The 24,366-nt window shown below is 44.7% G+C and carries 25 protein-coding genes and 1 pseudogene; 6 read left to right on the top strand and 20 right to left on the bottom strand.

All coding sequences use genetic code 11. From position 1 onward, the window contains the following. The 12 genes and pseudogenes from E8Q33_RS16265 to glnE form a co-directional block, all read right to left on the bottom strand. A pseudogene (locus tag E8Q33_RS16265) lies at window positions 1-316 on the bottom strand (Tol-Pal system protein TolB); the annotation flags it as partial. Continuing rightward, window positions 313-1,296 carry a Tol-Pal system protein TolB gene (locus E8Q33_RS13410; RefSeq protein WP_247870113.1) on the bottom strand — a complete coding sequence of 328 codons (984 nt, stop codon included), beginning with the start codon at window positions 1,294-1,296 and terminating at the stop codon, window positions 313-315. The pseudogene E8Q33_RS16265 and the gene E8Q33_RS13410, both read right to left, overlap by 4 nt. Window positions 1,297-1,308: 12 nt before the next feature. Beyond that, window positions 1,309-2,460 (bottom strand): cell envelope integrity protein TolA, encoded by a 1,152-nt coding sequence (gene tolA / locus E8Q33_RS13415; RefSeq protein WP_136555361.1) that lies wholly within the window; start codon window positions 2,458-2,460, stop codon window positions 1,309-1,311. A 5-nt stretch (window positions 2,461-2,465) separates the two neighbouring features. After that, window positions 2,466-2,912, bottom strand: a complete 447-nt coding sequence (gene tolR / locus E8Q33_RS13420; RefSeq protein ID WP_069294634.1) for a protein TolR — start codon at window positions 2,910-2,912, stop codon at window positions 2,466-2,468. 15 nt (window positions 2,913-2,927) lie between these two features. After that, window positions 2,928-3,575, bottom strand: coding sequence for a protein TolQ (tolQ, locus tag E8Q33_RS13425; RefSeq protein ID WP_084002804.1), 648 nt, complete (start codon window positions 3,573-3,575; stop codon window positions 2,928-2,930). A 10-nt stretch (window positions 3,576-3,585) separates the two neighbouring features. Further along, the gene (ybgC, locus tag E8Q33_RS13430; RefSeq protein WP_069294636.1) at window positions 3,586-3,990 is read right to left on the bottom strand and encodes a tol-pal system-associated acyl-CoA thioesterase; all 405 of its coding nucleotides are present in this window, start codon (window positions 3,988-3,990) and stop codon (window positions 3,586-3,588) included. Continuing rightward, complete coding sequence (gene ruvB / locus E8Q33_RS13435) at window positions 3,990-5,003, bottom strand: Holliday junction branch migration DNA helicase RuvB (protein WP_069294637.1); 1,014 nt, start codon at window positions 5,001-5,003, stop codon at window positions 3,990-3,992. The genes ybgC and ruvB overlap by 1 nt, the downstream gene beginning before the upstream one ends. Window positions 5,004-5,005: 2 nt before the next feature. Continuing rightward, on the bottom strand, window positions 5,006-5,602 hold the full coding sequence (ruvA, locus tag E8Q33_RS13440; protein WP_069294638.1) for a Holliday junction branch migration protein RuvA: 597 nt from the start codon (window positions 5,600-5,602) through the stop codon (window positions 5,006-5,008). Next, window positions 5,599-6,138 (bottom strand): crossover junction endodeoxyribonuclease RuvC, encoded by a 540-nt coding sequence (gene ruvC, locus E8Q33_RS13445; protein ID WP_136555363.1) that lies wholly within the window; start codon window positions 6,136-6,138, stop codon window positions 5,599-5,601. The genes ruvA and ruvC overlap by 4 nt, the downstream gene beginning before the upstream one ends. A 12-nt stretch (window positions 6,139-6,150) precedes the next feature. After that, complete coding sequence (locus E8Q33_RS13450) at window positions 6,151-6,900, bottom strand: YebC/PmpR family DNA-binding transcriptional regulator (protein ID WP_069294640.1); 750 nt, start codon at window positions 6,898-6,900, stop codon at window positions 6,151-6,153. Window positions 6,901-6,946: 46 nt separating this feature from the next. Next, entirely contained in the window at window positions 6,947-7,876 is a 930-nt protein-coding gene (locus E8Q33_RS13455) for a branched-chain amino acid transaminase (protein WP_136555365.1), read from the bottom strand. A 32-nt stretch (window positions 7,877-7,908) separates the two neighbouring features. Further along, window positions 7,909-10,722, bottom strand: coding sequence for a bifunctional [glutamate--ammonia ligase]-adenylyl-L-tyrosine phosphorylase/[glutamate--ammonia-ligase] adenylyltransferase (gene glnE, locus E8Q33_RS13460; protein WP_136555366.1), 2,814 nt, complete (start codon window positions 10,720-10,722; stop codon window positions 7,909-7,911). A 156-nt stretch (window positions 10,723-10,878) separates the two neighbouring features. Here glnE and E8Q33_RS13465 point away from each other — a divergent pair, with 156 nt between their 5' ends. Continuing rightward, the gene (locus E8Q33_RS13465) at window positions 10,879-11,502 is read left to right on the top strand and encodes an alternative oxidase (RefSeq protein WP_069294643.1); all 624 of its coding nucleotides are present in this window, start codon (window positions 10,879-10,881) and stop codon (window positions 11,500-11,502) included. A 65-nt stretch (window positions 11,503-11,567) separates the two neighbouring features. After that, the gene (locus E8Q33_RS13470) at window positions 11,568-11,936 is read left to right on the top strand and encodes a DUF6164 family protein (protein ID WP_069294644.1); all 369 of its coding nucleotides are present in this window, start codon (window positions 11,568-11,570) and stop codon (window positions 11,934-11,936) included. An 83-nt stretch (window positions 11,937-12,019) separates the two neighbouring features. Here E8Q33_RS13470 and groL read toward each other — a convergent pair whose 3' ends face one another. The 3 genes from groL to E8Q33_RS13485 form a co-directional block, all read right to left on the bottom strand. Beyond that, a complete protein-coding gene (groL, locus tag E8Q33_RS13475; RefSeq protein ID WP_136555368.1) occupies window positions 12,020-13,648 on the bottom strand; it encodes a chaperonin GroEL in 1,629 nt (542 codons plus the stop codon). A 57-nt stretch (window positions 13,649-13,705) separates the two neighbouring features. Continuing rightward, a complete protein-coding gene (gene groES / locus E8Q33_RS13480; protein ID WP_069294646.1) occupies window positions 13,706-13,996 on the bottom strand; it encodes a co-chaperone GroES in 291 nt (96 codons plus the stop codon). 148 nt (window positions 13,997-14,144) lie between these two features. Further along, entirely contained in the window at window positions 14,145-14,600 is a 456-nt protein-coding gene (locus tag E8Q33_RS13485; protein ID WP_136555370.1) for an FxsA family protein, read from the bottom strand. Between the two features lie 228 nt (window positions 14,601-14,828). On the opposite strand from E8Q33_RS13485, the gene E8Q33_RS13490 reads away from it, so the two are divergent. The 3 genes from E8Q33_RS13490 to E8Q33_RS13500 all read left to right on the top strand — a co-directional run bounded on the left by E8Q33_RS13490 (window position 14,829) and on the right by E8Q33_RS13500 (window position 19,867). Next, window positions 14,829-16,265 (top strand): OprO/OprP family phosphate-selective porin, encoded by a 1,437-nt coding sequence (locus E8Q33_RS13490; RefSeq protein WP_168800215.1) that lies wholly within the window; start codon window positions 14,829-14,831, stop codon window positions 16,263-16,265. Window positions 16,266-16,370: 105 nt separating this feature from the next. Further along, window positions 16,371-17,939, top strand: a complete 1,569-nt coding sequence (locus E8Q33_RS15755) for a ParB-like protein (protein WP_211116184.1) — start codon at window positions 16,371-16,373, stop codon at window positions 17,937-17,939. Window positions 17,940-18,076: 137 nt separating this feature from the next. Next, entirely contained in the window at window positions 18,077-19,867 is a 1,791-nt protein-coding gene (locus E8Q33_RS13500; RefSeq protein ID WP_136555374.1) for a bifunctional diguanylate cyclase/phosphodiesterase, read from the top strand. 1 nt (window position 19,868) lies between these two features. Here the strand turns inward: E8Q33_RS13500 and E8Q33_RS13505 are convergent, their stop codons facing one another. Beyond that, window positions 19,869-20,291, bottom strand: a complete 423-nt coding sequence (locus E8Q33_RS13505) for an arsenate reductase ArsC (protein WP_069294923.1) — start codon at window positions 20,289-20,291, stop codon at window positions 19,869-19,871. Between the two features lie 172 nt (window positions 20,292-20,463). Here E8Q33_RS13505 and E8Q33_RS13510 point away from each other — a divergent pair, with 172 nt between their 5' ends. Continuing rightward, complete coding sequence (locus tag E8Q33_RS13510; RefSeq protein ID WP_069294652.1) at window positions 20,464-21,141, top strand: TIGR04211 family SH3 domain-containing protein; 678 nt, start codon at window positions 20,464-20,466, stop codon at window positions 21,139-21,141. Between the two features lie 44 nt (window positions 21,142-21,185). Here E8Q33_RS13510 and E8Q33_RS13515 read toward each other — a convergent pair whose 3' ends face one another. The 4 genes from E8Q33_RS13515 to E8Q33_RS16515 are packed head-to-tail and all read right to left on the bottom strand — an operon-like array spanning window position 21,186 to window position 24,152. Further along, window positions 21,186-21,731, bottom strand: a complete 546-nt coding sequence (locus tag E8Q33_RS13515; RefSeq protein WP_069294653.1) for a HugZ family protein — start codon at window positions 21,729-21,731, stop codon at window positions 21,186-21,188. An 8-nt stretch (window positions 21,732-21,739) separates the two neighbouring features. Beyond that, window positions 21,740-22,141 (bottom strand): heme utilization cystosolic carrier protein HutX, encoded by a 402-nt coding sequence (gene hutX / locus E8Q33_RS13520; protein ID WP_136555376.1) that lies wholly within the window; start codon window positions 22,139-22,141, stop codon window positions 21,740-21,742. 14 nt (window positions 22,142-22,155) lie between these two features. Further along, the gene (locus tag E8Q33_RS16510) at window positions 22,156-22,773 is read right to left on the bottom strand and encodes a TonB-dependent receptor domain-containing protein (protein WP_168800216.1); all 618 of its coding nucleotides are present in this window, start codon (window positions 22,771-22,773) and stop codon (window positions 22,156-22,158) included. Further along, window positions 22,755-24,152 (bottom strand): TonB-dependent receptor domain-containing protein, encoded by a 1,398-nt coding sequence (locus tag E8Q33_RS16515; protein WP_136555380.1) that lies wholly within the window; start codon window positions 24,150-24,152, stop codon window positions 22,755-22,757. Before E8Q33_RS16515 ends, E8Q33_RS16510 begins: the two co-directional genes overlap by 19 nt. Between the last annotated feature and the right edge of the window lie 214 nt (window positions 24,153-24,366).

Consider the following 24,366-nt stretch of genomic DNA (forward strand, 5'->3'; position numbering starts at 1 on the left):
ATTTTTTCAGCGGAGACCATGCTGGTTCACGCACGACAATTCCGGATTCGCTCAAACGTTGATGGATCCGGCCATCAACAGAGACAGCAGCTAATACACCGCTACCTTTTTGCTCAGTAGCATACAGGATCATTTGGCCATTCGGCGCAAAACTCGGTGATTCGGCTCTTCTCGAATCCGTCAGTATTTGCATCGCTCCAGTTTTAAGATCTTGTACTGCAATATAGAAATTACCATTGGCGCCATGCACCATGGCTAATTTACGTCCATCTGGTGAGATATCAGGAGACGCATTGTAATTACCCTCGAAACTCACCCGTTCAGCTCGACCACCATTAGCAGAAACTCTATAGATTTGTGGTCGACCACCACGATCCGATGTGAAATAAATTTCGTTTCCATTCGCGACCAGACGGCTTCAGTATCAATGGCCTGAGCGTTATTTGTCACCCTTATCAAATCACCACTCGCCAGCTCAAGCACATATATTTCTGGGTTGCCATTTCTTGACAGGGTTAATGCCAGTTTTCTTCCATCAGGTGACCACGATGGGGCACTGTTTATGCCTTCGAATGCCGCGACCGATTTACGTTGACCACTTTGCAGCTGTTGAACGAAAACTTCACTTTTACCATTTTCAAAAGACACATAGGCAAGCTGATCACCATCAGGTGCCCAAGCAGGCGACATAATGGGTTGTGTTGATTGTAATATAGTGCGTGGGTTTGCTCCATCAGCATCCGATATTTGTAATGCATAGCGTTTTTTTCCATCGCCTGCTGTAACTTGTGTAACAAAGGCCAATCTCGTTGAAAAGATTCCTTTCTCACCAGTAAGTGTTTCATAAATCACATCGGCTATCTGATGTCCAAGACCTCGTAAGCCTGATGCAGGTACTTGATAACGTTTACCAGCTAGTTGTTGACCTCGATATACATCAAATAACTGAAACTGCACTTGGTAGTTTTCACCATCCTGGCTGCTGATTTTACCGATTACAAGGCCTTCCGATCTCAATAAACGCCAGTCGGCGAAGTTAACTTGTGACTGTTCAGTTGGACGAGAGACCAAATCCTGATCTTCAAGCGGAGCAAAGCGGCCGCTGCTCTCTAAATCATTACGAATAATTTTTGTAATGTCTTCTGGTGGTCTGAGTCCTTCACTTCCAAACGGGACGATTGCAATCGGTAACGCTCCATCCGACCCACCCGTTATCTCGATCGTGAGTAAGGCTTGTGCTTGCAAGGGTAACAAAGCAAGCAAAATGCCTAGCTTTAACAACCATTTCTTGATCATCACGTTCGCCTCTTATTCTGGTCTGAATACAAAATTAAAACTTCTAAATTCCGCTGCTGCTTTCGCATCACTTGGTAGTGGCAAGGGAGAGGATTTATACACAGCACTTTCTGCTGATCGATCAAAAATCGCGTTACCACTACTTCTAACAATAGTTACTTCACCAACATCACCACCAGGTAATGTTCTAATTCGTAAGGTGACTTCCAAACCTCGGTCAGCATTAGGCGGTTTAATCCAAAAGCGTTTTACCCGTTGTTGAATGATCTGTGAATATTCGTCAACCACACCTCTTACACGGCGGCCCTCACGTTCAGATTGTTCTGCTTCCAATTGACGTTGTAAGTCAGACTCAGCCTGACGTCGCGCATCTTCTTCTGCTTTACGTTTGGCATCTTCAGCGGCTTTACGCTTGGCTTCTTCTTCAGCTTTGCGTTTAGCTTCTTCCTCGGCTTTACGCTTAGCTTCCTCTTCTGCTTTACGTTTTGCTTCTTCCTCTGCCTTACGTTTAGCTTCTTCCTCAGCTTTGCGCTTAGCCTCTTCTTCAGCTTTGCGCTTAGCCTCTTCTTCAGCTTTGCGTTTGGCTTCTTCTTCGGCTTTACGTTTGATTTCAGCCTCTTCTCTAGCTTTTTCAGCTGCAACCCGTTCTGCTTCAGCTTTTTGTTTAGCTTCTTCAGCCGTTTTGCGTTCTGCTTCGGCTTTTAATTTAGCTTCTTCCGCTTTCTGTCGTTCAAGTTCAGCTTGTTTACGTGCTTCTTCCTGTTCAATGCGTTGCTGTTCTAATTCTTTCAGACGTTGCTGTTCAAGCTCTGCTTCCTGTTTGCGTTTTTCAGCGTCAAGTTTTGCACGCTCCTGCATATCCAGCAGCTCTTGTTCTTGGCGTGCCAATTCTTGCTGCGATTTTTCAAGTTGCTCATCAAGCTTTTGCTGACGTTCTTCCTCAGCCACTCGTTTACTATCTTCGGCTTCTTGTAAACGTGCCATCTCTTCCAGCACTAAATCCTCATCGATTACAGTCGCTTGAACAATTTCCACTTCCGGCTGGCCAAACTGGCGAATTTCCGTTGGCATATCAAAACTGAATAGTAGCAATATGATCAGAAATAGATGCAGTACTGTTGACGCACCCCCGGCAAGTAAATTTTGCAAAATAGATTGCTTCATCGTAATTACTGTGTTGCCGTTTCCGGACGCTGTGTAATCAAACCAACATTAGGCACACCAGCTTTTTGTAACAAGGCCATAGCACCTACCACTTGTCCATAACTAGCTGAACTGTCTCCTTTGACCATAACCGGTGTTTGAGGGTTGCGCCGTAATACTGCTGATACCCGAGCGATTAATTCCTGAGCACCGATACTTTGATCCTGATTGTCTCCAACAGACGCATAGTAATAACCTTCAGCATCAACAGAAATCACCAATGGATCAAGATTTTCAGGGGCATCAACAGGGTTAGCATCAGCTTGCGGCAAATCTACTTGCACCCCTTGAGTCAACATTGGTGCTGTAATCATGAATATGATTAACAACACCAACATAACGTCGATATAAGGGACGACGTTAATTTCTGCCATAGGCTTGCGACGTTGGCGTTGTTGTTTATAAAGCGCCATAGTTAGGCTCCGTTATTAACCTTGTTGCCGTTGCAAAATTGAAGAGAACTCTTCAACGAAATTGTCATAGCGACTAATCAGTCTTTCAACTTCATTTGAGTAGCGGTTATAGGCAACAACCGCCGGGATAGCTGCAAATAAGCCCATTGCTGTGGCTATCAAGGCTTCCGCAATACCTGGCGCCACCATCGCAAGAGTCGCTTGCTGCACTTCACCCAATGCCCGAAATGAATTCATGATACCCCAGACTGTTCCAAACAGACCAATGTATGGACTGGTTGATCCTGCGGTGGCTAGAAACGGCAAGGAGAGCTCTAATTCATCCATCTCTCTGGATAAAGAGATACGCATTACCCGTTGAGTGCCTTCAAGAATGTAGGCCGAATCGGTAGAAGTCTTTTTAAGCCGAACAAATTCTTTGAATCCAGCTTCGAAAATGCCTTCCATGCCACGCCCGGAGTGCGGTCTGGAGGTAATATCCTCGTAGAGTCGGTTCAATTCATTGCCAGACCAGAACTTATCTTCAAATAAATCCGCATCACGTTTTGCTGCTACCAGCTCAGTGCGTTTTTTGAAAATAATGGTCCAGGAATACACTGATATCAGCAGCAAAATCAGCATTACTAGTTGTACTAGCAAACTGGCTTCAGATATCAGGGCCATCAAGGATAGATCAGCATTCACATTGCATCTCCGTCAAAATAAAAAAAGGTATCGGGCACGGTTTAAATCGCTTTGCATCCAAACAAGCCACTCTGACAGACGCACTGCACAACAGTTCGTCATCACGCAGCACTGATTGTTCAAACTGCATGCTTGCACCGCTCGTTTGTGTCATTTCAGATCGAATCAATAAGGCATCATTAAATCGTGCCGGGCGACGAAAATTGATTTGCATCGAATGGACTGCAAACAGGCAATTGTATTCGTCTTTTAAAACATTTTGTTCAAAGCCAAGCTGGCGTAACCATTCAGTTCGCGCCCGCTCCATAAACTTCAGATAATTTGCGTGATAGACCACGCCACCACTATCTGTATCTTCGTAATACACTCTTACCGGCCAATCAAAAGACTGCATTAATCACCTGTAAGATCGAGATCTGGTGTCAGCCCCAAATGCAGAAATGCTCTTTTGGTAGCAATCCGTCCACGTGGCGTTCGCATAATAAAACCCTCCTGTATCAGGAAAGGCTCTATTACATCTTCAATCGTGCCACGTTCTTCACCGATAGCTGCAGCCAGATTGTCCAAGCCCACCGGTCCGCCGGAGAACTTTTCAATTATTGCCAGCAACAGTTTACGGTCCAACATATCAAAACCGAACTTATCAACATCCAGTAAATCCAGTGCCTGTCGAGCAATTTCTGCTGTAACAACACCATCAAAACGGACTTCTGCATAATCTCTAACTCGGCGCAGTAACCGATTGGCAATCCTCGGGGTACCCCGTGAACGATGCGCAATTTCACCTGCTCCGCTTATGTCCAATGTCACACCTAATATACGTGCGCTTCGCTGCACAATCGTACTTAAATCAGCAACATTGTAAAACTCTAATCGCTGCACAATGCCAAAGCGATCCCGCAATGGCGAGGTCAATGATCCCGCCCGTGTTGTCGCTCCGACCAAGGTGAAAGGCTCGAGATCCAACTTGATTGAACGTGCTGCCGGACCTTCACCAATCATGATATCGATTTGGTAATCTTCCATTGCCGGGTACAACACTTCTTCAACCACCGGACTCAGTCGATGAATTTCATCAACAAACAATACATCATTGGGTTCAAGATTCGTCAGTAATGCAGCTAAATCGCCTGGACGTTCTAACACCGGTCCTGATGTTTGCCTTAAATTCACTCCCATTTCATTGGCGATAATATGTGCCAATGTGGTTTTCCCAAGACCGGGAGGGCCAAAAATAAGTGTGTGATCTAAGGCCTCTTTACGTTTCCGGGCAGCCGACACAAACAATTCCATCTGTTCACGCACTACTGGCTGGCCAATATAATCCTGCAAACTGAGCGGTCTGATAGCACGATCCACCCGTTCATCATCATTTACAGTTTGCGGTGAAATGAAACGTTCATCCATGGTTAATTTCGCTGCAATGCCTGTCTGATGATTTGCTCGGTTGTCATATCCTGTGCATCAAAACTACGGATCATTCTGTCTGCTTCGGCGGCTTTATACCCTAAAGCAATCAAAGCTTCCAGTGCTTCTTTTCGCGCACCGCTGCTGCTCGGCATATTCGTGGTAATTTGATCATCAAGCCCCATCGCTGAGCCTACTTCTTTGAGTCTATCGCGCATTTCAATAATAAGGCGATCAGCTGTCTTTTTACCGACACCTGGCAGTCGAGTCAAACTTGCGGCGTCACCTTCCAGTACACTTCGCGCAAAACTATCGACATCACTACCCGATAAAATCGTCAGTGCCAGTTTTGCTCCAACCCCATTTACCTTAAGTAAACTGCGAAATAATAATCGTTCTCGTTGAGTGGCAAAACCATACAATAATTGAGCATCTTCCCGCACAACCAGATGCGTATAAAGACTCACTTTTTCATTAAGTGGCGGCAAATTCACAAAAGTCGACATGGGTGCAGAGACTTCATAACCCACACCGTGCACATCTAACACCATTTCTGGCGGCTGTTTTTCAATAATTATTCCAGTAAGTCGACCTATCATCGGCTATAGCGTCCTCCTCGACGGCGACTGAGCCGCATTCCTGCGGGAAGTTTATTGGTGAGACTATCCAGTGCGGCATGATTGGCATGGGTTACCGCACAGGCCAAAGCATCTGCGGCATCTTCCAGTGGCGCTTCTTTAAGCTGCAACATGACCGTCATCATATACTGGACTTGCTCTTTTTTGGCATGTCCATTGCCAACTACAGCTTTTTTTATTTGGGTTGCAGAATATTCATGGACCAGTAGCTGCTGGCTGACAGCGGCACAGATGGCGGCACCACCTGCCTGGCCAAGTTTTAAAGCCGAATCGGCATTTTTATGCAGGAATACTTGTTCGATAGCCATAATATCGGGCTGATAACGCTGAATAATATCGGTCAGCCCTTCAAATATCTGCTTTAAACGATTGGCGAAATCGCCATCACCCACCAGCAGTCTGCCACTAATAACATGTTTGATTTGCTTACCATCTAGCTCAATGATGCCAAAGCCGGTTTTACGAGAACCAGGATCCACACCAAGAATGCGCGCCATAAGGGTTGGCCGCTAGCTCTCCAGCTGCGCCATCACCTCATCAGAGAAGTCTGCGTTACTGTAAACCTGTTGCACATCATCCAGCTCTTCAAAAGCCTCAATCATCGCGATGGCTTTTTGTGCATCGTCCAACTCGAGACTGACAGTGGTATCCGGGTGCATGGTAACTTCAGCAGATTGTGATTCTAATCCCGCAGCGTCCAAAGCGTCTTTGACTGCTGAATAGTCTTCCGGCGAAGTGAACACATCAACTGAACCATCGGCATTTGTCACAATATCTTCCGCACCCGCTTCTAGCGCGACTTCCATGACATCATCTTCAGAAATGTCATTGCCGAAACTGATAATACCTTTCTGATTAAACAGGTAGGCAACTGAACCATCAGTACCCATATTGCCGCCGCGCTTACTGAAAACATGACGTACTTCGGCAACAGTTCGGTTACGATTATCTGTCATGCAGTCAACCATAATGGCGATACCATTAGGGCCATAACCTTCATAACGGATTTCTTCATAAGCGGCACCTTCCAGTTCACCAGCACCACGTTTTGAAGCGCGCTCAATAACATCTTTGGTCATATTACTACCCAAAGCTTTATCGATAGCAGCGCGTAACCGCGGGTTAGTGGCAGGGTCACTGCCGCCCATTCTGGCAGCAACAGTAATTTCACGAATCAACCGGGTGAACAGTTTGCCGCGTTTGGCATCTTGTGCACCTTTCCTATGCTGAATATTCGCCCATTTACTATGACCTGCCATTTAGTACTAACCTCTTTGTTATTACGTCTATACGAGTTTTATGCAATTAAACCAAAGTATTCCAGTCGCGGTAATATTCGCTACGACCATACACCTGATCGAAATACATGCTTTGTAACTGTTCAGTTATCGGGCCACGTTTTCCTTCACCAATTGGGCGATTATCCAATTCGCGAATCGGTGTAACTTCAGCTGCAGTTCCAGTGAAGAATGCTTCATCACAAATATACACCTCATCACGGGTAATACGTTTTTCAACTACTTTCAGGCCGATATCGTTAGCCAAGCGCATAACTGTGTCACGAGTAATGCCTTCAAGTGCTGAGGTCAGTTCAGGCGTGTAAAGCACCCCATCACGAACCATGAAGAAGTTCTCACCACTGCCTTCGGTAACAAAGCCATTGGCATCTAATAATAACGCTTCGTCATATCCATCATTTACTGCTTCTTGCAAAGCCATCATTGAATTCATGTAATTGCCGTTGGCCTTGGCTTTACACATGGTGATATTGACATGGTGACGCGTAAATGAAGAGGTTTTGATGCGAATGCCGCGGGTCATGTTTTCTTCACCTAAGTAGGAGCCCCAACTCCAGGCTGCAACCATAACGTGAGTTTTCAGATTGTCTGCACGAATACCCATGCCTTCAGAACCATAAAAGCACATCGGACGAATGTAGGCTGAATCCAGTTTATTTTCACGAACTACTGAGCGCTGAGCTTCGTTTAAAGTCGCTTTGTCAAAAGGCATTTTCATACCAAGAATCTTGGCGCTACGGAATAAGCGGTCAGTATGCTCTTGCATACGGAAAATAGCGGTTCCAGCATCTGTTTTATAGGCGCGGACGCCTTCAAAAACCCCCATTCCATAGTGCAAAGTATGCGTCAGCACATGGACTTTAGCTTCGCGCCAAGGCACAAATTCGCCATCCAACCAGATAACGCCATCACGATCTGCCATTGTTACTGCTGCCATAATTACCTACTTTAAGATACTTAAAATTGATTTCAAACTGGTTGTTCGCATAACCAGTGTTGCCAAATTGCGTTTACTTGTTGCTGAAAATCGGCCACTTTGGCCACCGGCACCACTGCCGGTTGTTCCTGCAGAACACAATGATTTGCCTCGCTACGATAATAACGATAAGCATCCGCCAGCATAGTTCCTTGCTGCTGGGTGAGCTTACCAGTCGCAACCAGTGCATCCAAAATGCGGATATTATCGGTGTAAACCATCAAATCAGGCAAGCTTGATGACCAAGCTAGCACTGCGTATTGCACCATAAATTCAATATCAGTGATACCACCAATGCCCTGCTTAAGGTCAAACAAATCATCAACAGACTTATCCAGTTGCTGTCGCATTTTCTGCCGCATTTCGCTGACTTCTCTCGCCAGCTCGTCTGCGGTCCGTGCTTTGGACAAAACTTGTTGGCGAATATTACTGAACTGTTCAGCCAATTTTTGATCACCAGCAACGCAACGCGCTCGAACTAAGGCTTGGTGTTCCCAAGTCCAGGCTTCCTGATGCTGATAATCCGCAAAACCTGATATCGGACTGACTAACAAACCTGAATTTCCCATGGGTCGCAGACGCATATCGACTTCATATAAAACGCCACCCGAAGTCACAGTATTTAAAATATGAATCATCCGCTGAGCCAATCGTGTGTAAAACACCATGACATCAACCGGCTTCTCACCATCGGTCATGCCCTCACGCGTATCATCAAACACAAAGACCAGATCCAAATCGGAGCCATAGCCCAACTCCAGTCCACCTAATTTGCCATAAGCAATCACGCTAAAACCACATTGCGTCATATCAGTTGCGTCGGCTGCCGGAGGTAAACCATGACGACTACTTAAATATAACCATGCAAGCTGTAATGCTCGCTCTAGCTGAATCTCTGCTAATTCGCTTAACTGATCACCAACGCGCATTAAGGGCAGCACTTCCGTCACATCCGCCGCTGCAACATGCAGGGTGGCAATCTGCCGAAATTCTCGCATTAAGTTCATTTGTTGTTCGAGATCAGTATCATCGGCAACAGATAAGAATTGATGCAATAGTGCTTTTTGCTGTTCACGGCCGGGCACTTCATAAAGCGAACGAGGATCAAGTAATTCATCCAACAACACCGGATATCGGGCTAACTGATGACTAATCAGCGGACTTGCCGCACATAGCTTCACCAACTGAGATAATGCCAGCGTATTTTCAACCAGTAGTGACATATAGGCTGATCGCCGCATGATGGATTCAAGCAGTGGCATCATCCGCTGCAAACAGTTATCCGGTTGCTCCGTTCCCGCTGCCGCCTGCACCAACAAAGGCAGCAGTTTTTTTAATCGATCCCGCCCAGTTTGACTGAGATTTTTTACCGGGCTTTGGTCTAGTAATTTTTCAATGGTTTGTTGTGACAGTTGCGGATCGTGATAGCCCCACTTTTCAAGATATTCCACAATTTCCGCTTCACTGGCAGTGAGCAAAGCTACGGTGTCTGTTGTTTCATCACCTGCCTGTGGGGCAGTGAGTATTTGCTCAAAATGCTCATGCACTTGTTGCCGATGTTCATTAAGTTTTTTGACAAAATCTTGCCAGTTTTCAAACCCCATACTATTTGCCAATCGAGTCTGTGCAGCCTCATCTTTTGGCAGAACATGAGTTTGTTGATCTGCCCAAGCTTGAATTCGATGCTCAGTGCGACGTAAAAATTCATAGGCATTTTTTAATGCGGTTACCGCATAACCTGACAATAATTTCCGTTCGGCCAACACATGCAGAATCGTCAGAATGGGTCGTTGCTGTAACGAGAGATCCCGTCCGCCATAAATCAACTGAAATACCTGGCCGATAAACTCTATCTCGCGAATGCCTCCAGCTCCCAATTTGATATTGTCTTCCATGCCTTTGAGATGCAGTTGACCGGCAATCATTGATTTCATTTCGCGCAATGAATCAAACATACCGTAATCAAGATAGCGTCTATATATAAAAGGACGTAGCAGCTCGCTAATGGCTTTTTTATCCTGTTCGCTACCGGTAACAGGTCTTGCCTTGATCATCGCGTAGCGCTCCCATTCCCGTCCTTGTGTCTGGTAGTAATCCTCTATTGCATCGAAACTGGCCACTAATGCGCCACTGTCACCAAATGGACGTAAACGCATATCGACACGAAACACAAAACCATCGACGGTGACGCTATCCAACGCCTGTATCAGCTTGCGTCCTAATCGGGTAAAAAATTCCTCGTTAGTCAGGCTTTTTCTAGCACCTTGGGTTTCACCTTCGTCAGGATAAGTGAAAATCAAATCAATATCGGAAGACAGGTTGAGCTCCCCAGCGCCCATTTTGCCCATTCCCAATACAATCAACTGCTGAGGTTCGCCAAGCTTATTTGTGGGTGTACCCAAAAATTCTGTTTGCCACTGATAAAGCTTATCTAATGCCTGTTCAACGCAGCAGTCGGCCAAGGCTGTCAACTCACGAATCGTTTCAGCCAATTCCGCCCAGCCGGCTAAATCTCGCCAGATAATTCGTACCATTTCTCGTTGACGAAAAAAACGTAGTTGCTGATGCAGGGTGGCTTCATCTTCAACGTTGACAAGTCGTTGTTGCAACCGTTGCTGATAATCATTTTGACTGTATGCTTTCTCTAAATCGCCACTTTCAATCAGCTCCGTCATTCGTTGTGGTTGGCGTTCCCCCTGATTGAACACATATTCGCTAGCAGTTAATACTGTCATAGCAGAATCAAGTAGATTTTGCTTATGCTGCAAAATCAATTGCCAGTGTTCACTTAGTGGTGTCGGTATCATGCTTGCCTCATTAACTCTATTCAAAATGCACAGTCATTGAAAATGTGTCTAAACTAACAGAACATATAGCTTATCGCGATGAATCAACCACGAAATTTTCACATTGGCTGATGTATTGTCTTAACCAGATAAACTTCCGTCTCGTCAAAGGAGACAATGATGGACAGCACAAAAAACAACGCACCACATCACAAACCCAAATGCGTTTCAGATCGAGTGGCTCTGGCCATCGTTAAATTTATGCGTTTTTTTGCCGATGTCTTTTTCTCTGGTCGCTACGGACATCGTGCTGTCGTCCTGGAGACGGTCGCCGCAGTTCCCGGCATGGTAGGCGGCGCATTGCAACATCTTCGTTCATTACGTCGTATGCAGGATGATGATGGCTGGATCAGCACTCTGCTCGAAGAGGCTGATAACGAGCGTATGCACCTTTTGACCTTTGTGCATATTGCCCAACCCAGCTGGTTCGAGCGTGTGTTGATCATCATCGCCCAAGGTGTGTTTTATAATCTGTTTTTTATTTTGTATCTGTTCTCTTCACGCATTGCCCATCGCATTGTCGGCTATCTCGAAGAAGAAGCGGTATATAGCTACACAGAATATTTGGCTGGAATTGATGCAGGTACTTATGAGAACGTTGCAGCCCCACAAATAGCCATTGAATATTGGAAACTCCCGGCTGATGCCAGGTTGCGTGACGTCGTATTGGTAGTGAGAGACGATGAGGCAAAACATCGGGATGTGAATCATGATTTTGCCAATCAATTGCAAAATGCATAACCTGCTGCAGCCTGAATTACTCAAAATTAGCTAACCCCAGGCCGCGATGACAGACAAGGACGACTATGGCGACTCTACTTTATAGACTTAATAATGTGCCCGAAGACGAAGCGGAAGATATTCGTCAATTGCTGGATGACAAAGGCTTGGCCTTTTATGAAACTCAGGCCGGATTTTTTGGCCTGGGCGTAGCTGCAATCTGGTTGGTTAATGATCAACAGTTACCTCTGGCCAAAGCTATTGTTGATGAATATCAAGCCAAACGCGCTATTGATCAACGACAGCAGTATGAAACTCTGCGAGCCAGCGGCGAGATTCCCGGCTTTTTACAATCGATTTGGCAACATCCTGTACGCTTTATCGGCGTTTTATTTTTAATCGCCTTTGTATTAAGTTTGATGCTCATCCCTTTCTGGAAAACATTACATCCCTAAGCTCTCTTCATTAAATACATGAATAAAAAAAAGCCCCGCCTTTTGCAAGACGGGGCTATTTTATAGGTGCTAGATGTAACGAATTACATCATGCCGCCCATACCGCCCATATCAGGCATTGCAGGAGCATCATCTTTAGGCAATTCAGCAATCATAGCTTCTGTAGTCAACATCAGACCCGCAACTGAACCTGCATTTTGCAATGCAGTACGCGTGACTTTAGTTGGATCCAGAATACCCATTTCAATCATGTCGCCATATTCACCAGTTGCTGCGTTGTAACCGTAGTTACCTTTACCACCAACCACTTCATTTAAGACAACAGATGCTTCATCGCCAGAGTTAGTAACGATTTGACGTAAAGGCTCTTGCATTGCACGACGAGCGATAGCAATACCAGCGTCTTGGTCTAAATTGTCACCTTTCAGGTCACCCAAGCTGACTTCTGCACGAACCAGAGCCACACCACCACCAGCAACCACGCCTTCTTCAACGGCAGCGCGAGTCGCATGTAATGCGTCTTCAACACGGGCTTTTTTCTCTTTCATTTCAATTTCAGAGCCAGCACCAACACGAATTACCGCAACACCACCGGCTAATTTAGCCACGCGTTCTTGCAGTTTTTCTTTGTCGTAGTCTGAAGATGAATCAGCGATTTGTGCACGAATCTGTTCAACACGCGCGGTGATTTCATCGGCACGACCCGCACCATCAATAATAGTGGTGTTTTCTTTGCTGACGGAGATTTTCTTCGCTTGACCTAAGTCATCAAGAGTGACTTTTTCCAGGTTCAAACCAACTTCTTCAGAAATCACGGTACCACCAGTTAACACAGCGATATCTTCCAACATGGCTTTACGACGATCACCAAAGCCAGGCGCTTTAACTGCACAAACTTTAACGATACCGCGCATGTTGTTGACAACCAAAGTCGCCAATGCTTCGCCTTCAACATCTTCTGAAACGATCAGCAATGGACGGCTAGATTTAGCAACCGCTTCCAGTGTTGGCAGCAGTTCACGGATGTTAGAGATTTTTTTGTCGTACAACAGAACGTATGGGTCATCCAGATTGGCTGACATAGTTTGCTGTTCATTCACGAAGTATGGAGACAGGTAACCACGGTCAAACTGCATACCTTCAACAACGTCGAGTTCATTTTCAAAACCGCGACCGTCTTCAACAGTGATAACACCTTCTTTACCAACTTTTTTCATCGCTTCAGCGATGATGTCACCGACTGATTTGTCAGAGTTGGCAGAAATAGTACCTACTTGGGCGATAGCTTTATCATCGTCACAAGGTGAAGACATTCTTTTCAGCTCTTCAACCGCAGCAGTGACTGCTTTGTCGATACCGCGTTTCAGATCCATTGGGTTCATGCCCGCAGTTACTGATTTCATGCCTTCGCGTAAGATAGCTTGAGCAAGCACGGTTGCAGTGGTGGTGCCGTCACCAGCAGCGTCAGAAGTTTGCGAAGCAACTTCTTTCACCATTTGTGCGCCCATGTTTTCAAATTTGTTTTCTAATTCGATTTCTTTCGCAACTGAAACACCATCTTTAGTAATAGTTGGTGCGCCGTAGCTTTTATCCAAAATAACATTACGACCCTTAGGTCCTAATGTTACTTTTACCGCGTTGGCCAGCGTGTTAACGCCTTTGACCATCAGCTGGCGCGCATCAGCGCCAAATTTGACTTCTTTAGCAGCCATTTTAATTCCTCTTTATAGCTATGTTTAACGTAACCAGATGTGAAATCGTCGGGAAGCTTACGCTTCGATCACAGCAACGATATCGTCTTCACGCATGACCAGCAGTTCTTCGCCTTCCACTTTGACTTCGGTGCCGGCATATTTGCCAAACAGCACTTTGTCACCGACTTTAACAGCCAGAGGACGAACTTCACCAGAATCGGTAATTTTGCCGTTACCCGCTGCGAGAATTTCGCCACGAGATGGTTTTTCTGCTGCATTGTCAGGAATGACAATTCCGCCAGCAGAGGTAGTTTCTTCTTCCATGCGACGTACAATCACACGATCATGAAGGGGACGAAGGTTCATTAGTTTTATCCTCCAAAAGTAACAAAAAATGACCAAGAAAATTCCAGGAACCCCTTTAATGGGGCTGCCTGAACAAACTTCAAGTGCCTGAGTTAAAAATTTCTGAAAAAAAGTCAGCTCGATAGATTAAAGGCTTGCTTCAGCAGCATTAACGAATATGGCGCTGATCGTCATCCTTGATGACTTCGCCTTCAATGATGTCGTCACTTTGTGAATAACGACTACGTGTTGACCATTGCTGACGGAATATCACATTGCTATTACGGATTAATTTCAGCAGCAAATTACGGCGTAACGTTGGAACAAGTAGCAAGAAGCCCACGGCATCGGTTACAAACCCCGGTATCAGTAACAGAAAACCACTTATAAATAGCGTCATGCCTTCCAGCATTTCCAAAGCAGGCGTTTCACCTCGACGAATGGATTCCTGAGCACGCTGCATGGTCACAAGCCCCTGCAATTTCACTAACCATGCGCCTAATACGGCAGTGGCAATTACAAACAAAATGGTCCAACCCGCGCCAATGACTTCGCCAACTTCAATTAAAACGTAAATTTCAGCGATAGGGACCAGTAGAAATAATAAAAATAGCCACTTGAACATGTTCTTTCCTTAACGGACATCAATGTTTATTTAGGTTGGGGCGTATCTTGATTTTTCAAGCTTTCTTGCCAGACGAGCTCTGTAGCTAATTAACAACAAAAAATCACTTTTGTTGCTTTGTAACACAACTGTCATGGAAACATCATCACCCTGAAATATTCCAGCCTTATGGTGTGCGGGTCTTCGGACTTAAGACCGATTCGATTTACTAACTATGAGGATAGTCCCTTGAAACTGAAACCTACATCCCTATTAATCGCTGGTGCACTGATGGGTGCCGCTGTTTTACCTGTTCAAGCAGACCCAATGGTCGACCTGCTGAAAGTGTTGCGTGACAAGGGCACTATTAGCGCTGAAGATTACAGCTTGCTGGCTAATGCCGCTAAAGCGAAAGAAGAAAAAGCAACTGCTGAAAAAGAAGAAATCGTCAGCATCGTGAAAGAAACCGAGAAAAAATCTTCTTTGGTTACTCTGGACAGCAAAGGTCTGAACTTTAAATCTTCTGATGGCGCATTTACAGCCAATATTGGTGGTCGTATTCATGCTGACTATGGTTTTGTAAATGATGATTTTTTTGGCTCAGCAAATCCCGGTCTAGGAGTTAATGAGTCTGGTGATGGCGCTTTTTTCCGTCGTGCCCGTCTCGGTATGGAAGGCACCATGTTTACTGACTGGATTTATGGTCTGGAAATCAACTATAACGGCGGCGCTGCATCCAGCAACGCTGGTTTTACCGATGCCATTATCGGCTACAAAGGCTTTGAAAACACCACGATTAAATTAGGCCGTCACAAAATGCCTGCTGGTCTGGAAGAATTGACCAGTTCAAATCGCATTTCAACGATGGAACGTTCTGGCCCAACCAACACATTTGCTTTGAGTCGTTTTAATGGTTTGACTGTTGCAACAAAAGGCACAAATTGGACAGCCACTGGTGGTATGTGGATGGGTGAAGGTGATGGTGACAGAGATAACAACAATCAAGACAGTGACTGGGGTTATGCGGGTCGTGCCACTTTTGCACCAATTCAAGAAAAGGACTCTATTGTTCACTTAGGTCTAAGTTACAGCAAGATTGAATACGAAAACAACTTCACAGGTACCTCTATCACTACTAACAACGGTCGTTTAAGACAACGTGCCGGTAATAGATTTGTTGATGATCGCCCTGTTCAAGTAACTTATGCTGGCACGGAAGATGCTGATACTTATGGATTAGAAGCAGCAACAATTCAAGGTCCATTCTCTTTGCAAGGTGAATATTTCCAACGCACGCTAAACCGTAAAGATTTTAAAGACGCAGATGTTGACGGCTGGTATGTTCTGAGTACCTTCACTCTGACCGGTGAAACGCGTGGTTACCGCGATGGTGTTATGCGCACGATTTCACCGAAAAACCCTGTAGGTAAAGGTGGCTTCGGTGCATGGGAATTGGTAGCCCGTTACGACGTTCTGGATCTTTGGGATAGCAGCGCCGCCTCAGAGGGTGTCAGTGGTATCCGTGGAACAGAAAGTAATATCTGGACGCTGGGTGTCAACTGGTACGTCAATGACAACATTCGCTTTATGGCGAACTATGTCGATGCTGATATCAAATCTGATGCAGCTAGTGACATCGAAGGTGATGTTAAAGCCTTTATGTTACGCGGTCAGGTTGCGTTCTAATTTGAAGCAAGATATCTCCTGAGAAAAAGCCTCACCTTGGATTTTTAAGGTGGGGCTTTTTTTTAAAATCAACTTGTTCAACTACTCTTTTAAGCGGAGTGTTTTATGAATGCTATGTCACGTTTAGTGATGTTATCGATAACCGGCCTGAGTTTATTCAGCAGCTTGGTGTTTGCTGACGATCATCTCGCTCAAGTCAAAAAAGGTGATGTTATTCCAGTTCAATTACATCAACTTAAACCGACGCAAGCGTCTGTCGGTTATGACCAGGTTTTTTACAAACTGGGCCGTTATGAAGGCGATACCGAAAAGAAATTTGATGAAATTTGTGAAGCCAATGGCCAGAAAGCCATTAAAGAATTTTCAGCAAAATCTAATGTAGCTGTCGCAGGCTCATTCGAATGTACTGATCCAGTTGGTACAGCCACTAAAGATATGAAAACCGTGGTGATTGGACCAGATAACGGTTTGTATCTGACCGATGGTCATCATACGTTCAATGTGTTCTGGCATATGCCGGATGGTGGGGCTAACTTTGAAGTCCACGTAGTAGTCGCTGACGATTATCGTGATTTAGCGTCGATGGATGATTTCTGGAGCAAGATGCAAGCGGAAAACAACTTATGGTTGTATGACGATAAGTTTGAAGCAATGGAGCACAGCGCCCTCCCAGAAAGTCTGGGTTTGGAGAACTTTCACAACAATCTTTATCGCTCACTGGTTTACTTTGCCCGTGAAATTGCCTGGGATAAACCTAAGCCAGCCATCAACTTTGTGGAGTTTTATTGGGGTAAAGAGATCTATTCAAAGGTTGATTTAAGCCAATATGATCTGAACTCGATGAAAGGCTATAAAAAGGCCGTTAAAGATGTTGCCGAAGCCATTCTGGCAGTGAAAGGTAATAGTGTAGGTGGTCTGGCAAAATCGCCTAGCCACATGGGTCAGTACGAAGGTTTTGATAAAAAGGAATTTGAAAAACTGTTCCGTGCGAATAAGAAAGTGGATTATATGCTGCGCTATAAAAAACAAATGACTGGTGCTGGTCTGAGTTTTGATAAAGCAGTTAATTACAGCCATATCATGCAACTTACTGATTCGTTCACCTTATCTTCAACTCAAGACTTAATGGCGGTTCCCGCCATTAATGTCGAGGGTGAAGTGAATGCTCTGATTGAAATTCCAACAGGAACTTCAGCCAAATGGGAAATGAATAAAGATAATACTCAGGAAGTTATCTGGGAATTAAAAAATGACAAACCACGTATTGTGAATTACTTGGGTTATCCAGGTAATTACGGCACCATCCCCGGTACAGCGATGCCTAAAGAATTGGGTGGTGACGGCGACCCATTAGATGTTTTGGTACTGGGTCAGTCCATCCCGCGTGGCGAAGTCTTGTCAGTGCGTCTGATTGGTGTATTAAAAATGTTGGATGGTGGTGAACAGGATGACAAACTGATTGCTGTTATCACAGAGGATAGCCCTTTCGCTAACATCGAATCAATGAAACAACTGGATGAAGAATTTCCGGCAGTTTCAGAAATCGTTCGTCTCTGGTTTGAAAACTATAAAGGCCCAAATGGCGGCATGGAAGCACAAGGTTTTGCTGATCACCAGGAAGCAATGGATGTCTTGAAACAAGCGATGAATGCTTATCAAAACAGCTTGAACTAATTTTTAGACTGATGATGGCGTAACGCTGACTCCCAGCAAATATCAGGATTCTGTTACGCCGTCATTTTTCTTTGTTATCCCCTTTTAAAGATCTCATTAATTGATGAGTCCTTGGCAAAATATTTTCCGGATTCAATATGACTCAAGAAGAACTATTACAATTTAAGTCATTGGAAGACATTCTCGCCACGGTGGCACTCACACCTATTTTCCAACCGATTGTTTCATTAAAGAGCCATCAAATATATGGCTATGAGGCTCTGATCCGCGGTCCATCTGACAGTGTTTTACATTCACCGATAAACCTTTTCGATGCAGCTAGTCGTCATGGGCGTCTGGCCGAACTGGATCTGCTGTGTAGAGAAGTCGCCATTTCCCGCTTTGGTGAGTTAAACCTAAACGCCAAATTATTTATTAACACGATTCCGGCAGCGTTGTTACAACCAGATTACCCGCATGGATTGACGGCAAAATTTCTGAAAAAAGCCCGAATTCCTGCTGAACAAGTGGTTATAGAATTAACTGAACAATATCCGATTGATGATTACGATCTGATGCGTGAAGCCACCGCACACTATCGTGATATGGGATTTTCTATCGCGATTGATGATTTAGGCGCAGGTTATTCCGGGCTACGGACCTGGTCAGAATTAAAGCCCGATTACGTTAAGTTGGATCGGCACTTCATGCAGAATATCCATGAAGATCAGCAGAAAAAACAATTTGTGCAATCAATGATTGATATTGCCCTCAGCAGTAATTGCCGGGTAATAGGCGAAGGCGTTGAAGTGCGTGAAGAATATCTGGTGGCGCAATCGATGGAAATGCATTTTGCCCAAGGCTATTACTTTGCCAGGCCAACGACCACACCTAAACGAGAACTGCCACCAGCGTTATTTGCGAAACGGCAAACCCGAGAAAACATTCCATCTGGCGTACCGCGCTCAGATTCATTAGTGGGTAGTCTTTTGACCCAACTCACTCCGGTTCGAACTTATCATGATGTAAATCATGTCGGTGAACGTTTTCAGAATGCGGTGAAATTAGCGTCTTTACCGGTATTAAACGATAACGACAGCATTGCCGGCATGGTGTGGCGGGATGAATTTATGACGCTATATGCCAGCCGTTATGGTCGGGATCTGCATGGTCGAAAACCCATTCATTTGTTTATGGACAGAAAACCGATCATCGCCGAAACCTCGATGCCGTTAAAAAACCTAAGTCAGCAAATCACCAGTCAGGATTCTTCACAGCAGCACAGTGTCTTTATCATTTGTGAGCAAGGATATTATCGAGGTGTTGGTAGTTTGATGGATTTGCTGCGACAAATTACCGACTTGCAACTAACCATTGCCCGTCATGCCAATCCTCTCAGTGGATTGCCAGGTAACGTGCCACTCAATGAACATATACAACAAGCCATACAACAGAAACGTCATTCCACGGTATGTTATTTTGACTTGGATAATTTCAAACCCTATAACGACACCTATGGCTATAACAAAGGCGATAAAGTCATTAATAAAACGGCCAAAATATTGAGCCAACATATTGATCAAGAAATAGATTTTCTGGGTCACGTAGGCGGTGATGATTTTATTGTAATTTTTGACAGTCAGGATTGGCGGAGCCGTTGCAAGAAAATGCTGAGTGCATTTGAATCACTATATGTTGAACTTTATACCGCAGAACATCTGCAACAAGGCGGTATTCATGCTCAAGATCGGCATGGACATCAGTTGTTCTACCCGCTGTTGAGCTTATCAATCGGTGCAGTAACCATCAGTGATTTTGATTATCTAAGAGATGAGACAGACTTGGCGGAACATGCCACCAAAGCGAAGTCCAAGGCGAAGAAGATTTCCGGCAACAGTTTGTATCAACTCAAACTGTCAGATTGTCAGCCACTCGCTCAGGTGAGCTGATTTATCGGCCATTCACCACAGATTTGTTTAATTGCTGCAACACATAATTGACGCGTTGTTTGATTTTTTCACGGGTAAGTCGAAATTCAGCCAGGATTTCCTCTTCCGTTCCACGATATTTCGCTGGATCAGTCAGTGGCAAATGTAAACGCAACGTATGCGGACTGACGATAGGACATTGTTCATCGGCATTTTCACAGAGGATGACCAATAGATCTGCCCACTCCAACATTTCGCCATTGACCCGAATAGATTCCTGTTGCGAAATATCAATACCGACCTCCGCCATCACCTTGATGGCCTGAGCGTTCTGACCATGAGCTTCAATACCGGCAGAACGTATCTCAATATCATCGCCAGTTAAAAATCTAGCCCAGCCTTCTGCCATTTGCGATCGACACGAATTTCCCGTACATAAAAACATGATTCTGAACGTTTCCATAACCTACCTCTTTTATTTCACCGCCCAGCCTAGCAAGCTTTTATGACAAAGCGATTAACACGCATTAAAGCTTGCTAATGATTCTTAACTGCACTTGAAATCAGCTGCACGCCTTCTGCTAGAATGTCGCTTTAATTTATTACCGGATCCACACGTGAAAAAAATTATTTTCAGCTTGTTGCTAATTGCCGCTCCAATGTTATTACCGTCGATCAGTGCCGCGCAAACAACTCGCTACGTTTCTGATGAACTTGAAATCACTATGCGCAATGGTCAGGGCTTGGAATTTGGTATTCGAAAAATGCTGAAATCCGGCACAGAGCTTACAGTTTTGGAAAATGATCCTTCCGGGTATTCAAAAGTTCGTACCAGTGACGGTGTGGAAGGCTGGGTGTTATCACGTTACTTAAACAATAATCCAAGCGCGCGTGAACAATTAGCCGCTAAAGAACAGCGTATTGCGAACCTTGAACTGGAAGTCACCAGTTATAAAGAAGAATTAGCTCAACTCAGCTCACAAACTTCAGAAGCTGATGATCAAAATATGTCACTTAAAGAAACGGCGCAACGCCTCAGTAAAGAGCTGGATGATTTACGTCGTACCGCCTCTAATGCCGTAGCGTTGGAAAATGAAAATCGTCAGTTAAAAGAACGTCTGCAACAAATTGATCATGAAATTCAATCCATCGTTATCGAAAACAACACCCTGAAAGACAATGATGCAAAAAACTGGTTTTTGATTGGTGCAGCAGTGTTATTTGGAGGCATGCTGATTGGTCTGGTAATGCCTAGCCTGAGAATGCGTAAGAAAAGCTCGTGGGGTAATTTCTAAACCCTCATTACAAAAGCGCGCGATAAACCGCGGCGCTTTGTTGATTATGAAGATTCGTTTTGCGTGATGATTACTTCACGTTTTGTATGACCATCACGTAAATGTTGCAGATTTTCACCCGCCAAGGTTCCGCCATCAATCTGATAGGCCTTACCAAAACCTTTCACATAACGTCCCCCTTTCGGCTTCAGTTTAAATAAACGAAAATCACTTAACTGGCTCAAATTGGTAATGCGTTGTCCATGACGTTCCGTTAACAAAGCAATTCCCACATGCCACGCATCTGAATCGACTTCAATCCATTCAGCTTCAACTTGATAAGTCACACGTAAGCGGGCAAATAACTCGATAGCTGAATCTTCATCTTCAATAATCAGCACCGATGCTTGTGGATGAATCCGTAGATTCACTCCATGCACAGCAATATCACTAAGTAATACATAGAGACAATCACGCCCTACCGCAAATGCCGCATAAGATGCATAGGGGTGATTATTTTCATCAAGAGTCGACAGCATCAGCGTTTTACGACTGTTAACCATCATCATGATTTCATCACTGATTTGTTGTTCCAAACCTTTATTTTTCATCTTAGTGCCTATTGAAATTGCTGCATTAACTGATAAAACTTTTCGCGTTGTGAGGTGATTAATTCACCTTGTTCATCACGACCGAGAAACACTTTGAAGATCACATCCCCATTGGCATCTTCAAACACAAAGGCATAACTTTCGCGACCTCGATGGGGTTTGGTCTGGAAGCTGATTTGCTCAACTTTCTGCAGATTCAAATGCCCATGAAAGCCATGACCATCCACCTGCAGGTTATAGAAACCTTCGGCCACACTGCCACGGGGAAAAGGACCGCCAAACTCAAACACGCTACCACCATGAATAACGATAGTAGTCATCGGCCCCCAATCACAGATCTGTTCCAGTAATTGTTGGGCATTTTGTCCCGGCATTATTGAGACTGGTGTTACTGCTGGTTCCTGTTGCATAAATCTACTCCGCATTAGAACTGATAGCGTACTGCCAATCTTACATCACGTCCCGGCATATACAGCTCTTGAAACGCCACTCGGTAATATTGATCAGTCAGGTTATTGAGGCTGAGGTCCAACTTAAGGTTGGGCATAGTGACCGGCTCCCATGTGGCATAGATATCCGCCAGGGTGTAGCGGTCATAGTCATCATTATCAGAAGATTTAATCCGGTTTTGAGATTCAATATGACTCACTCGCAAGCCGGTTGTGACACTGCGATTAATAAAACGCTGATTCAAATCCAATACCCATTTATCTGCGGGAATACCGCTGATATTTTCTCCGGTTTGTTTATCTTCTCCACGGGTCTGTCCATAGGATAATGCGGCTGCAAAATCCTCCAGACCATAATTGAAGGTCAGCTCAAAGCCTTTTAATCGAGCTTCGTCGACATTGTTATAGGTGGTATGCATAGAAGGACCAATCCAAACTTCAGCATCCTGCTCAATAAAATTATCAATATTGTTATAAAACACGGAAGCATTAACACCAAAACGGTCAGCTTCGGTAAATACACTTCTCGTATTAAAGTCAGCGATAAATTCTACATTCTGAGATTCTTCCGGTTTTAAATCAGGATTTGCCAAAAATGTGTTACAAAAAAATGGCCCATACAGAAATGCGTACCAGTGGTATAAAGCTCTTCAGCAGTCGGTGCACGGAAGGCTTCATCGTAACGTAATGTCAGATTCAGTTTGTCGGTTGTCTGCCAAACCAAAGCCACTGAAGGTGAAAACGCATTATCACTACGATCATTATTTAAATTTTTTGCTTCAGTACTGAAATAATCATAACGCCCACCAAGTTCCAGCCGCCATGCCTCGGCAAACGGAATATGCACTTCGGTAAACGCCCCCCAAACTTCGGTTGTGGCATTTGGTGGTGTAGGACGATTTAAGCCCCCTCGGTTACTTGTTAATTTATCCTGGTAACCATCAACACCATAGATAAAACTAATATTGCCCAGCTCAGTTCGGTTATTCAGATTTAAGCCAAGCGTTTCAATCTCAGTCCGATCAGCACGTCGATCTGATAAGCGATATTCCTGCATCTCGGTATTGTTCCAATACAACATCAACTGAACATTAAGCCAGTCACTATCGGGATTGAGGCGATAATCCACCGAAGCATGATCGGTCTGGTTTTGACGGTTAATCATAAAGTTTGATGAATCCACCTCGGCCGCGCCATTGGAGGGGATCTCACCATTTACTTCAGAACTTCGCAGGTTAAATGTCGCAGTTTGAGCATCATCAATAAACCAGTCCACTTTGGCCATCACGCCTTTATCACGTGCTGCAGATCCCTCCAGATTATTACCATTGCCCAGCTCTGTTTCATTGCCATCACGATAAAAACTGGAAACTAGCCAGTCGAGATTCTCAAAGCGTCCGGCCAGTGCCGCTGTGGTCAACCATTTATCACTGTTGCTGTGATAGCCCTGCTTGATAAAACCGCCAAAATCCTTTGTTCCCAACAAATCAGCTGCATGAATCGTGTTTTGTGAAATCACGCCGCCAAGCGCGCCAGAGCCCCATAACGCACTGCTCGGCCCTTTCACTACTTCGACACTTTTGATTAATTCCGGGTCCAGGAAATAAGTTGGCCGATGACCTGACATAAAGTTTTGTCTGACCCCATCCACCAGCTGTAACACCTGAGTATCTCCCAAGCCACGGATATTCACATTCTGCACATCATCTCTTGGGCCACCACTCAGCGTGACATTGGGCAGATGGGCAACTGTTTGGGGCACAGAAGTCGCCTGAATTTGTTCCAATTCAGCTTTATCAATCACTGTGATATTACGACTCGGTGTTACAGATTGCTCTGCATTTCGTGTTGCAGTGATCTTGATTTCTTCCATTTCCAGAGGCGTTTGGGCGTGGCTTGTTGATACCAATAGTGGACTAAGCAAAAGCACAGACTGAATCAGGGTAGGGAGGGTTTTACGTTGTGTGTTCATTATTTCCTCAGTAAAGATCGCCTTAACGTTCAAAAAATTGATTTGCAGATAAGAATTACTGCATCAGGCTGGGGAAATTATCACACCCTACACAACATGTAAATAATAACAATTATCATTTAGATTTAACTTAACAAATTATTTATTTGTGGTTAAACTTCTGCACTTGCTAATGGCGCTCTTCAATAACGAGCCCGAAACTGATTTACCCTGC

The sequence above is a fragment of the Methylophaga sp. SB9B genome (genome assembly GCF_004832235.1).
GTDB classification, from domain to species: domain Bacteria; phylum Pseudomonadota; class Gammaproteobacteria; order Nitrosococcales; family Methylophagaceae; genus Methylophaga; species Methylophaga muralis.